Source organism: Burkholderia crassaminum, assembly GCF_964265005.1.
In the GTDB taxonomy this organism is placed as follows: domain Bacteria; phylum Pseudomonadota; class Gammaproteobacteria; order Burkholderiales; family Burkholderiaceae; genus Burkholderia.
Map to the genome: position 1 here is coordinate 858,462 of NZ_OZ183800.1, position 12,951 is coordinate 871,412.

General features: G+C 69.8%; 4 protein-coding genes. 3 read left to right on the top strand and 1 reads right to left on the bottom strand.

Translation table 11 applies throughout. The annotated features are described in order from the left end of the window. Positions 1–126: 126 nt before the first annotated feature. The gene (locus ACPTTF_RS20945; RefSeq protein ID WP_166961413.1) at positions 127–318 is read right to left on the bottom strand and encodes a hypothetical protein; all 192 of its coding nucleotides are present in this window, start codon (positions 316–318) and stop codon (positions 127–129) included. Between ACPTTF_RS20945 and ACPTTF_RS20950 the strand changes: the two genes are divergently transcribed. The 3 genes from ACPTTF_RS20950 (at position 260) to ACPTTF_RS20960 (ending at position 12,538) form a co-directional block, all read left to right on the top strand. Next, positions 260–9,811 (top strand): autotransporter-associated beta strand repeat-containing protein, encoded by a 9,552-nt coding sequence (locus ACPTTF_RS20950; RefSeq protein ID WP_423368036.1) that lies wholly within the window; start codon positions 260–262, stop codon positions 9,809–9,811. The two genes, ACPTTF_RS20945 and ACPTTF_RS20950, sit on opposite strands and share 59 nt — an antisense overlap. Before the next feature lie 156 nt (positions 9,812–9,967). Further along, on the top strand, positions 9,968–12,190 hold the full coding sequence (locus tag ACPTTF_RS20955) for a glycogen debranching N-terminal domain-containing protein (RefSeq protein WP_423368037.1): 2,223 nt from the start codon (positions 9,968–9,970) through the stop codon (positions 12,188–12,190). Positions 12,191–12,286: 96 nt separating this feature from the next. Beyond that, positions 12,287–12,538: a hypothetical protein gene (locus tag ACPTTF_RS20960; protein ID WP_006482135.1), complete on the top strand. Its 252-nt coding sequence runs from the start codon at positions 12,287–12,289 to the stop codon at positions 12,536–12,538. The last annotated feature ends 413 nt before the right edge of the window (positions 12,539–12,951 follow it).

A 12,951-nucleotide genomic window follows, 5' to 3' on the forward strand; every position in this document is an offset into this window, starting at 1 on the left:
AGTTTGATATAGCCTTGTCTGACAAAAAGCAGGGCAGTAATCAAACCAACCAGAAAGTCGCTGCAGAAAAACAAGGGGCTACCGTCATGTCATTCGACTAGTTTCGCGTTCGCAATCCAGGGCCGATTAAAAATTCATCCACGAATAAGCCGACGTCGCATTGCGACCGCCGGGGCGGATTATTTTGTCCGCGATTTTCTGCTGTTGGCCGCCCGGTGCGGCCGAGATACCAATACCAAAGCCAATAACGAGGGAAAGCATGAATCTTGCGCGTTCGAAAAAAGCCGGCGAGCCGTTTCCGAGACTGCTGTTGCCCACGGGCGTTTTCCTGGCGCTGTCCGGCGCAGGCATTGTTCCCGCCTATGCGACCTGCAGCACGGCAGGCACGACAGTGACCTGTTCCGGGATCGCGAACCCGCTGCAGCCGAGCTATTCGAACGCCGCCAACAACGTGCACGCGACGGTCAACCCCGGCGCGAGCGTCGGCGTGCTGCTCGGCGTCGGCGGCACCGCGATGTCGCTGACCGGCAACGGCGTCACGCTGACCAACAACGGCACGATCGATCCGTCCGCACTCGGCACGGGCCTCGGCGTGCTGTCGAGCGGGGCCGTGGTCGGCAACGCGTCCGCGAGCGCGAACACCACCGTCGTCAACAACGGCACGATGAACGGCTCGACCGGCGTGGCGATCAGCGGCGTGACGGGCATGGCGTTATCGGTCCAGAACGGTACCGGCGGCACGTCGAACATTACAAACACCGGCACGATCGGGTCCAATCCGCTGGTCGGTGCGACCCTCGTCGGCGCGGACGCGCCGGTAGTCACCGCATACGGCGGCGGCACGGTCAACATGAACAACAGCGGCACGATCAACGGCCGCGTAGCGTTCGGCTCGAACGGCACGCCCGGGCAGGGCAATACGTTTACCAACTCGGGCACGATCAACGGCAGCGTGTCGATGGGCGCGAACAGCTACAACACGTTCAATGCCATGACGGGCTCGTCGGTCAACACGGCGGGCGGCACCGGCGGCGCGTTCAACATCACGGTCGGCCCGAACACGATGAACGTCGCGGCGACGGGCGTCGTCGACGGCGGCGCGGGCGGCAACAACACGCTCAACCTGCAGCAAGGCGGCGGGCCGGCGACCGGCTCGATCAACAGCAGCAACTACATCAATTTCCAGCACCTGGACGTCGGCAGCGGTACGTGGACGCTGAGCGGTGCATCCACCGCGCAGGACGCGACGCTGAGCGGCGGCGTCGCGATCGTCGACAACAACGCGGGGCTCGGCACCGGCACGATCACGGGCAACGGCGGGGCGATCCAGAGCGCCAACTCGGCCGTCAACCTCAACAACAACGTGACGCTCGGCGCGGGCGGTCTCACGGTGCAGGGCGGCAACAATCTCGGGCTGTCCGGCTCGATCAACGGTAGCGGCAGCCTGACGCAGAACGGCACGGGGACGCTGACGCTCAGCGGCGCGAATACCTACTCGGGCGGTACCAACCTCAACAGCGGCGGCATCGTGCTCGGCAACGGCAGCGCGCTCGGCACGGGCACGCTGACCGTCGGCGGGTCAGGCACGCTCGACACCAACACCGGCATGACGGTCGGCAACAACATCGCGATCAACACCGGTGCGACCCTCACGCTGGGCGGCAGCAACAACCTCGCGCTGTCGGGGCAGGTGTCCGGGGCCGGTGGCCTGACCAAGAACGGGGCCGCCACCACGACGCTGACGGGCGCGAATACGTATACGGGTGGCACGACGGTCAATGCGGGCACGCTGGCGTTGGGCGCGGGCGGCTCGCTTGCGGCGACGGGCGCCGTGAACCTCGCCGGTGCGGGCGCCAGCTTCGATATCAGCGCGTCGGGGGCGAACCAGACGGTCGGCGCGCTGAGCGGCGTGGCCGGCACGACCGTCGCGCTCGGCGGCAACACGCTGACGATGGGCGATGCGACGAACCAGACGTTCGGCGGCACGATCGGCGGCACGGGCGCGATCGTGAAGCAGGGCACCGGCACCGAAACGCTGACCGGTGCGAATACGTACACGGGCGGCACGACGATTGCGGGCGGTACGCTGGCGCTGGGCGCAGGCGGCAGCCTTGCCGCGGGCGGCGCCGTCAACCTGAGCGGCGCGGGCGCCAGCTTCGATATCAGCGCATCGGGTGCGAACCAGACGGTCGGCGCGCTGAGCGGCGTGGCCGGCACGACCGTATCACTCGGCGGCAACGGATTGACGTTCGGCGACGGCACGAACCAGACGTTCGGCGGTTCGATCACCGGTACGGCCGGCGTCACGAAGCAAGGTAGCGGCACCGAAACGCTGACCGGCGCGAACACGTATACGGGCGGTACGACGGTCAACGCGGGCACACTGGCGATCGGCGCAGGCGGTTCGCTTGCGGCGACCGGCACGGTGAATCTGGCGAATGCGGGCACGACGCTCGACGTCAGCGCGTCGACCACGCCGCAGGCGATCGGCGGTCTCGCGGGCGCGGCTGGCTCGACGGTCAATCTCGGCTCGAAAAACCTGACGCTGGGCGACGCCGGCAATCACACGTTCGGCGGCACGATCGGCGGCACGGGCGCGATCACGAAGTCGGGCACGGGCACCGAGACGCTGACGGGCACGAACACGTACACGGGCGGGACGACGATCGCGGGCGGCACGCTGGCGTTGGGCGCAGGCGGCAGCCTTGCGGCGGGCGGTGCGGTGAACCTGAGCGGTGCGGGCGCAACGTTCGACGTCAGCGGTTCAGGCGCGGCTCAGACGATCGGCGCACTGAGCGGCGTGGCCGGCACGACGGTTGCGTTGGGCGGCAACGGATTGACGTTCGGCGACGGCACGAACCAGACGTTCGGCGGCGCGATCACGGGCACGGCGAGCGTCACGAAGCAAGGCAGCGGCACGGAGACACTGACGGGCACGAACACGTACACGGGCGGCACGTCGATCGCGAACGGCACGCTTGCGCTGGGCGCGGGCGGCTCGCTCGCGGCGGGCGGCGCCGTGAGTCTCACCGGTACGGGTGCGGGCTTCGACATCAGCGCGGCGGGTGCGAACCAGACGGTCGGTGCACTGAGCGGCGTGACCGGTTCGAACATCGCACTCGGCGGCAACACGCTGACCTTCGGCACCGCGACGAACCAGACGTTCGGCGGTTCGATCGGTGGTACGGGTGGGATCGTGAAGCAAGGCACCGGCACCGAAACGTTGACCGGCGCGAATACGTATACGGGTGGCACGACGGTCAACGCGGGCACGCTGGCGATCGGCGCGGGCGGTTCGCTTGCGTCGACGGGCACGGTAAATCTGGCGAATGCGGGTACGACGCTCGACGTCAGCGCGTCGACCACGCCGCAGGCGATCGGCGGACTCTCGGGCGCGGCCGGCTCGGCGGTCAATCTGGGCTCGAAAAACCTGACGCTGGGCGACGCCGGCAATCACACGTTCGGCGGCACGATCGGTGGCACGGGCGCGATCACGAAGTCAGGCACGGGCACGGAGACGCTGACGGGTGCGAATACGTACACGGGCGGGACGACGATCGCGGGCGGCACGCTGGCGCTGGGTGCGGGCGGCTCGCTTGCGACGGGCGGCGCCGTGAGTCTCACCGGGGCGGGTGCCAGCTTCGACATCAGCGGCTCAGGCGCGGCTCAAACGATCGGCGCGCTGAGCGGCGTGGCTGGCGCGACGGTTGCGCTGGGCGGCAACGGATTGACCTTCGGTGACGGGACGAATCAGACGTTCGGCGGCGCGATCACGGGCACGGGCGGAATCACGAAGGCCGGCGCGGGCACGGAAACGCTGACGGGCACGAACACGTACACGGGCGGCACGACGGTCAATGCGGGCACGCTGGCGATCGGCGCGGGCGGGAGCCTGGCATCGACGGGTACGGTGAACCTCGCGAATACAGGCACGGCACTCGACATCAGCGCGGCGGGTGCGCCGCAGACGATCGGCATGCTGACCGGCGCGGCTGGCTCGACCGTGAACCTGGGCGGCAACACGCTGACGGCGGGCGGCAGCGCCAACGGCACGTTTGGCGGGGCGATTACGGGCACGGGCGGTTTCACGAAGGCCGGCACCGGGACCGAGACGCTGACGGGCGCCAATACGTATACGGGCGGCACGACGGTCAACGCGGGCACGCTGGCGATCGGCGCGGGCGGCAGCCTGGCGGCGACAGGCACGGTGAACCTCGCGAATACGGGCACGACGCTCGATGTGAGCGGTGCGACCACGCCGCAGGCGATTGGCGCGCTTGCGGGCGCGGCTGGTGCGACAGTCAATCTTGGCGCAAACGGCCTGACGCTCGGTAACGGCGGCGGCAGCGCGACGTTCGGCGGCACGATCGCGGGTACGGGCGGGATCACGAAGGCTGGCGCGGGCACGGAAACGCTGACGGGTGCGAACACGTACATGGGCGGCACGACGGTCGCGGGCGGCACGCTGGCGCTGGGCGCGGGCGGGAGCCTCGCGACGGGCGGCGCGGTGAGCCTGACGGGTACGGGGGCGACGCTCGATCTCAGCGCGGCGAGCACACCACAGACGTTCGGCGCGCTGAGCGGCGTGGGCGGGTCGACGATCGCGTTGGGTGGCAACGGCCTGACCTTCGGTGACGGGACGAATCAGACGTTCGGCGGCGCGATCACGGGCACGGGCGGAATCACGAAGGCCGGCACGGGCACGGAAACGCTGACGGGCACGAACACGTACACGGGCGGCACGACGGTCAATGCGGGCACGCTGGCAATCGGCGCGGGCGGGAGCCTGGCGGCGACAGGCACGGTGAACCTCGCGAATACGGGTACGACGCTCGACGTGAGCGGCGCGACCACGCCGCAGGCGATTGGCACGCTGACCGGCGCGGCCGGCTCGACCGTGAACCTCGGTGCGAACAACCTGGCATTCGGTGGCAGTACGAACGGTACGTTCGGCGGCACGATCGCGGGCACGGGCGGGGTGACGAAGCAAGGCAGTGGCACGGAGACGCTGACGGGTGCGAACACGTACACGGGCGGCACGACGATCGCGGGCGGCACGCTGGCGGTGGGCGCGGGCGGCAGTCTGGCGACGGGCGGCGCGGTGAGCCTGACGGGTACGGGGGCGACGCTCGATCTCAGTGCGGCGAGCACACCACAGACGTTCGGCGCGCTGAGCGGCGTGGGCGGGTCGACGATCGCGTTGGGCGGCAACGGCCTGACGTTCGGCGACGGGACGAACCAGACGTTCGGCGGTGCGATCACGGGCACGGGCGGCGTGACGAAGCAAGGCGGCGGTACTGAAACGTTGACGGGCGCCAATACGTATACGGGCGGCACGACGGTCAACGCGGGCACGCTGGCGATCGGCGCGGGCGGCAGCCTGGCGGCGACAGGCACGGTGAACCTCGCGAATACGGGCACGACGCTCGATGTGAGCGGTGCGACCACGCCGCAGGCGATTGGCGCGCTTGCGGGCGCGGCTGGTGCGACAGTCAATCTTGGCGCAAACGGCCTGACGCTCGGTAACGGCGGCGGCAGCGCGACGTTCGGCGGCACGATCGCGGGTACGGGCGGGATCACGAAGGCTGGCGCGGGCACGGAAACGCTGACGGGTGCGAACACGTACATGGGCGGCACGACGGTCGCGGGCGGCACGCTGGCGCTGGGCGCGGGCGGGAGCCTCGCGACGGGCGGCGCGGTGAGCCTGACGGGTACGGGGGCGACGCTCGATCTCAGCGCGGCGAGCACACCACAGACGTTCGGCGCGCTGAGCGGCGTGGGCGGGTCGACGATCGCGTTGGGTGGCAACGGCCTGACCTTCGGTGACGGGACGAATCAGACGTTCGGCGGCGCGATCACGGGCACGGGCGGAATCACGAAGGCCGGCACGGGCACGGAAACGCTGACGGGCACGAACACGTACACGGGCGGCACGACGGTCAATGCGGGCACGCTGGCAATCGGCGCGGGCGGGAGCCTGGCATCGACGGGTACGGTGAACCTCGCGAATACGGGCACGACGCTCGACGTGAGCGGCGCGACCACGCCGCAGGTGATCGGCGGTCTCGCGGGCGCAGGAGGCACGACGGTCAAGCTCGGTACGAACGGCCTGACGCTGGGCGATGCCGGCAATCACACGTTCGGCGGGGCGATTACGGGCGCAGGCGGAATCACGAAGGCCGGCGCGGGTACGGAGACGCTGACGGGCGCGAACACGTATACGGGCGGCACGACGATCGCGGGTGGCACGCTGGCGCTGGGCGCGGGCGGGAGCCTCGCGACGGGCGGCGCGGTGAGCCTGACGGGTACGGGGGCGACGCTCGATCTCAGCGCGGCGAGCACACCACAGACGTTCGGCGCGCTGAGCGGCGTGGGCGGGTCGACGATCGCGTTGGGCGGCAACGGCCTGACGTTCGGTGACGGGACGAATCAGACGTTCGGCGGGGCGATTACGGGCACGGGCGGAATCACGAAGGCCGGCGCGGGTACGGAAACGCTGACGGGCACGAACACGTACACGGGCGGCACGACGGTCAACGCGGGCACGTTGGCGCTCGGCGCGAGCGGCAGCCTGGCGGCGACGGGCGCGGTGAACCTTGCGGGTACGGGCGCGACGCTCGACCTGAGCGCGCTGAACGGCGTCCAGATGATCGGCGCGCTGTCCGGCGTGGGCAACACGACGGTCACGCTCGGCGCGAGCGCGCTGATGCTCGGCAACGGCGGCGGCAGTGCCACCTTCGCCGGCGCGCTGACGGGCAGCGGCTCGCTGACGAAAATCGGCAGCGGCACCGAGACGCTGACAGGCACGAACACCTACACCGGCGGCACCACGATCAATGCCGGCAAGCTGGTGATCGGCGCGGGCGGCAGCCTCGCGGCGACGGGCGCGGTCAACCTGACCACCTCGGGCGCGTCGCTCGACATCGGCGCGTCGGGTACGAACCAGACGATCGGTTCGCTGTCCGGTGTCGGCGGCACGAGCGTCACGCTCGGCGGCGGCACGCTCACGTTCGGCGATAGCTCGAACCAGACCTTCAGCGGCGCGCTCAGCGGCACGGGCGGGATCACGAAGGCGGGCAGCGGCACGGAAACGCTGACCGGCCAGAACACCTACAGCGGCGCGACGACGATCAACGCGGGCAATCTCGTGATCGGCGCGGGCGGCGGGCTGTCCGGCTCGACCACCGTCAATCTCGGCGCGTCGGGCACGGGCTTCACGCTGGGCGCGGGCGCGGGATCGCAGACGATCGGCGGGCTGGCCGGGGTCGCGGGCAGCACGGTGTCGCTGGGCACGAATCCGCTGACGCTGTCCGGCTCGGCGAACACGTCGTTTGCCGGCACGCTCGGCGGCGCAGGCGGGCTCGTGAAGAGCGGCACCGGCACGCAGACGCTGTCGGGCAACAACACCTACACGGGCGGTACGACGGTCACGGGCGGCGCGCTCGTGCTCGGCAGCAACGGCGCGCTCGGCACCGGCGCGCTGACGGTCAGCGCACCGAGCACGATCGACACGACGACTGCGGTGAATCTCGCCAATTCCGTGACGGTGAACGCCAGCACGACGATCGGCGGCTCCGCGAATCTGACGCTGTCGGGCGTGGTGTCGGGCTCGGGCGGATTCGTCAAGAATGGCCAGAGCACGCTGACGCTGAACAACAGCAACACGTTCCAGGGCGGCACGGTGCTGAACAGCGGCTCGCTCGTGATCGGCAACAGCGGCGCACTCGGCACGGGCGGCCTGACGCTGAACGGCGGCAATGTCGCGCTCGGCGGCACCCAGCTGACGCTCGGCGGGCTCAGCGGCGCGAGCGGCGGCACGCTCGACACCGGCACCGGCGGTCTCACGGTCGAGGGCGGCGGTGCCTACGGCGGCACGCTGGCGGGTAACGGCTCGCTGACGAAGAGCGGCAGCAGCACGCTGATCCTGTCCGGCGCGAACAGCTACGCCGGCGGCACGACCATCAGCGCCGGCACGCTGCAGATCGGCAACGGCGGCACGTCGGGCAGCATCGCCGGCAACGTCGCCGATGCCGGCGCACTGGTCTTCAACCGCTCGGACAACCTGTCGTTCGGCGGCGCGATCTCCGGCGCGGGCTCGCTGACGCAGGCCGGCAGCGGTCAACTGACGCTGACGGGCACGAACACGCTGAGCGGCCCGACCACGGTCAGCGCGGGCACGCTCGCCGTCAACGGTTCGCTCGGCCAGTCGACGGTGACCGTGCAGAACGGTGCGACGGTCACGGGCACCGGCACGATCGGCGGCCTCGTGGTGCAGGGCGGCGCGACGGCGGCCGCGTCACAACCGGGCGCGGCGCTGAACGTGGGCGGCAACGTCACGTTCCAGCCGGGTTCGACGTTCCAGGTCGCGGCCACGCCGCAGCAAAGCGGCAGCCTCGCGGCCAGCGGCACGGCGACACTGAACGGCGGCACCGTGCAGGTGCTCGCGAACCAGAGCGGCGGCTACCAGCCGAGCACGACCTACACGATCGTGACCGCGGCGTCGGGCGTGCAGGGCGCGTTCAGCCAGGTGAATGCGAACTACGCGTTCCTGATGCCGACGCTCAGCTACGACCCGAATCACGTGTACCTGCGACTGGTCCAGAACGGCACGTCGCTGCCGGACGTCGCGACGACGCCCAACCAGCGTTCGGTCGCGACCGCGCTTGGCGGGCTCGGCGCCGGCAACCCGCTGTACGACGCGGTGCTGACGACCGACGCGCCCACCGCACGCCGCGCATACGGGTTGCTCGACGGCGAACTGCAGGCGAGCCTGAAGAGCATGCTGCTGCTCGACAGCCGCTATGTGCGCGACGCGGTGACCGATCGCGTCCGCCAGGGCCTCGCGCCCGGATCGGGCCCGCTTGCCGCGCTGTCGTCGGGCGGTGCCGCGCTGTGCGGCGACAACACGGCCGGCGCGGTCGACCCGACGCTGCCGCCGGAACGCCGGATCGGCTCGCGTGAAGGCTGCTACGGCGGCACGCCTTATCAACCGGTTGTCTGGGGGCAGGCGTTCGGCGGCCGCAGCCGACTCACCGGCGACGGCAACGCGTCGACGATCAACCGCAGCATGACGGGTTTCATCGCCGGTGCCGACATGGCGCTCAACGACAAGTGGCGTGCGGGTCTGGCCGCGGGGGTCACGCACAGCTCGCTCGACAACGACCAGAGTTCGTCGGCGTCGGTGAACAGCTACTACCTGTCGCTGTACGGCGGCGCGCAGTACGGTGCGCTCGGCGTGCGCGGCGGCGCGTCGTACACGTGGTACCGGATCAACAGCGATCGCAATCCGGGCTTCGCGGGCTTCTCGGATCACGATTCGGCCGGCTACGACGCGAATTCGGCGCAGGTGTTCGGGGAAGTCGGCTACGCGCTGCCGGTCGGGCCCGTGGCGATCGAACCGTTCGCGGGCCTCGCGTATGTGAACCTGCATACCGACGGTTATACGGAAACAGGTGGCGCGGCCGCGCTGCGTGCCGGCGGCGAGACGACCCACGTCGGCTTCTCGACCCTCGGTTTGCGCGCGGCGTCGCAGCTCGGCTCGATCGCGAGCGGTACGTTCACCGCGCGCGGGACGGTCGGCTGGCGGCATGCGTTCGGCAACGCGAGTCCGTCGTCGTCGTTCACGTTCGCGAACGGCGGCACGTCGTTCCAGGTGTCGGGCGTGCCGATTGCTCGCGACAGCGCCGTGCTCGAGGCCGGTATCGACGCGAACATCACGAAGCGCCTGACGCTCGGCCTCACGTACAGCGGCCAGTACGGCAGCCGCGTGCGTGACAACGCGATCCTCGGCAACATCCTGTGGAAGTTCTGACCGGCACTTGAGATGCCTGTGCGCGACGCCGGGCGGCGATGACAACGTCGCCTGGCGTCGCGTCTTTTTCGTCGCTGCGCACCTCCCCCGTTCTGTCCTATCCTGTGCGAACCACGCGGCGCGCGACGCGCGTTGCGCCTCGACACAGGAGCATCGATGCCGAATCACGCCGAAGCCACGACGACCCAGGCGCCGCAAGTCGCGCCTGCTGCCCCGACCCCAGCGTCGGGCCCCGCATTCATCGCGCCCGAAGCCGATCCGCAGGCACTGGCGCGCAACAACCAGTACGTGCTGAAATCCGGCAACGCGTTCGTGGTCGGCGACGCGCTCGGCGACATCGGCGGTCATGACGACGGCCTGTTCGTCGACGACATGCGCGTGCTGTCGAAATGGCGCCTGACGTTCGGCGGCCGCGCGCCGTCGCTGCTGTCGGGTGCGACGAGCGCCGATAACGCTTCGTTCACCGCCCACCTGACGAACCGCCCGCTGCCGCCGCTCGGCGGCCACGAGACGCCCGAGGGCGTGATCCACATCGAGCGGATGCGCGTGCTCGCGGGTGACGTGCTTTACGAAGCGCTGACGCTGACGAACTACGGCTCGAGCGAAGCCGAGGTGCCGCTGTCGCTGTCGTTCGCGGCCGATTTCAAGGACATGTTCGAGGTGCGCGGCACGCAACGCCCGAAGCGCGGCACCGTGGCGGCGCCGCGCGTCGACGCGGGCGCGGTGCGGCTGCGCTATGACGGCCTCGACAGCGTCGAGCGCAACGTGACCGTGCATTTCTCGCCGGCACCCGACGCGCTGGCGGTCGATCGTGCCGACTACACGCTGACGATCGCCGCGCAGGCATGCGTGTCGATCTACCTGACCGTCGATGCGACGCTCGGCCCGGTGCGTGAAGAGGAGCCGGGATGCGGCCGCGTCGCGCTGCGTACCGCGCTCGTCGGCGTGCACCGCGAAATGCGCGCGCGGCGTGAATCGATGGCGCGCGTGAACACCGGCAATCCGCTGTTCGACGCGTGGCTCGACCGCTCGCTCGCGGATCTCGGGCTGCTCACGACGCAGCTCGACACGGGGCCGTACCCGTATGCGGGCATTCCGTGGTTCTCGACGCCGTTCGGCCGCGATGCGGTCATCACGTCGTTGCAGATGCTCTGGCTGCAGCCGTCGCTCGCGCGCGGCGTGCTGCGGTTCCTGGCCGAGCACCAGGCGCGCGAGACCTCCGCGTTCCGCGATGCGGAGCCCGGCAAGATCATGCACGAGTTCCGCCGCAGCGAGATGGCCGCGACGGGCGAGGTGCCGTTCGCGCTGTACTACGGCGGTGTCGATACGACGCCGCTGTTCATCGTGCTCGCGGGCGCGTATGTCGAACGCACCGGCGACGATGCGCTGATCGACGAACTGTGGCCCGCGCTCGAGCGCGCCGCGCAATGGGTGATCGACAAATGCGACCGTAATCCTTACGGACTGCTCGATTACCAGCGCACGTCGGAGCGTGGTCTGGCGAACCAGGGCTGGAAGGACAGCCACGATTCGGTGTTCCATGCGGACGGCCGCTTTCCGGACGGGCCGATCGCGCTCGTCGAAGTGCAGGCGTATGCGTGCGCGGCGCTCGATGCGATGTCGACGTGCTCGCACCGGCGCGGCCACGCGGCCGACGCCACGCGCTACGCGTTGCGCGCGAAGACGCTGCGCGAGCAGGTCGACGCGCTGTTCTGGATGCCGGAAGGCGATTTCTACGGCATCGCGCTCGACGGTCATGGCGACCTGTGCCGCGTGTTCGCGTCGAACGCGGGCCACCTGCTCGCGTTCGGGCTGCCCGACGCCGAGCGCGGCGCGGCGGTCGCCGGCGTGCTCGGCTCGGCGCTGTTCCAGACGGGCTGGGGCATCCGCACGCTCGCGGCCGGCCAGCCGCGCTTCAACCCGATGGCGTATCACAACGGCTCGGTATGGCCGCACGACAATGCGCTGATCGCGCGCGGCCTCGCGCGCTACGGCGACAAGACGGCCGCGGTGAACCTGCTGCGCGCGCTGTTCGAGGCGGCGGTGAGTTTCGAGATGCGCTTGCCCGAGCTGTTCTGCGGGTTCCCGCGCCGGCGCGGCGAGCCGCCGACCGCGTACCCGGTCGCCTGCCTGCCGCAAGCGTGGGCTGCCGGCGCGCCGTTCATGATGCTGCAGGCCTGCCTCGGCGTGAGCATCGATGCGTCGCGCCACGAGGTGCGCGTCGAGCGCCCGACGCTGCCGGAAGGTGTCGACTGGCTGCGGATCGACGCGTTGCACGTCGGTGACGAAACCGTGTCGCTCACCTTCCGCCGCGTCGACGGCCAGGTCGTCGCGTCGGCGGAGCAGCCGGGCCGCGTGAAGGTGGTCGCGGTGCTGTAGTGCGGCGCCGCACGAACGTTGCGCGATGTCGCGCCACGTTCGCGCGACGCGGCATAGAATCGTGACATGACCCTTGAACGATGGCGGAGGTAGACGATGACGACCGACAACCGGCCCGACGACGGCGAGCACAAGCTCGAGAACCTGGAAGCGGCGGTCGACCACCTGCACAAGTCGATCGAATCGCAGAGCATCGCGGTCGGCGCGGCGAAGGGCATCCTGTTCAGCCTGATCGAAACGCTCGGCGCGCTGATCGGCGATCCCGACCTGCCCGAGCACGCGCGCTCGGGTTACGAGGCGCTGCGCGACAAGGCGAGCGAACTGCGCGGCGGGCTTGACCGGCATTGATGCGCGGATGGCGCCGGCGCTGGCCTCACGGGCTGCACCGGCGCTGCCCGATTCCGCAGACGAAGCACAAAACCCCGTGCGCTCAACGAGTTAGGTGTCCGATGCGCAGGATATCCACAAGCTTGCCAACACAATCTGTGGAGAACCGGCCGGCCCCGGGCCGGGTGTGCGGCGCGTGCCGTGCGAAAGCGCGTGCGCTGCCACGCGGTTGACCGCGCAAGGTCCGCGTAATGAATCCCCTTTTGGATCAGCGTGTTACGCGTCGCATTGGAGGGATATCCACAGGCTTGCCAACATATTCTGTGGATAACTTGCAATCGATTGCGTCGCGACAGTTGAGGATCGGGCCGTCGGGGGACCGGCTCGCGAAGCCCGTGCACACGGGCTGCCCGATGTCTGCGTCGGCGCGCTAA

What these genes read in the sequence shown, in the direction of transcription:
- ACPTTF_RS20950 (WP_423368036.1), top strand. Translation starts at nt 260, where the DNA reads ATGAATCTTGCGCGTTCGAAAAAAGCCGGCGAGCCGTTTCCGAGACTG.
- ACPTTF_RS20955 (WP_423368037.1), top strand. Translation starts at nt 9,968, where the DNA reads ATGCCGAATCACGCCGAAGCCACGACGACCCAGGCGCCGCAAGTCGCG.
- ACPTTF_RS20960 (WP_006482135.1), top strand. Translation starts at nt 12,287, where the DNA reads ATGACGACCGACAACCGGCCCGACGACGGCGAGCACAAGCTCGAGAAC.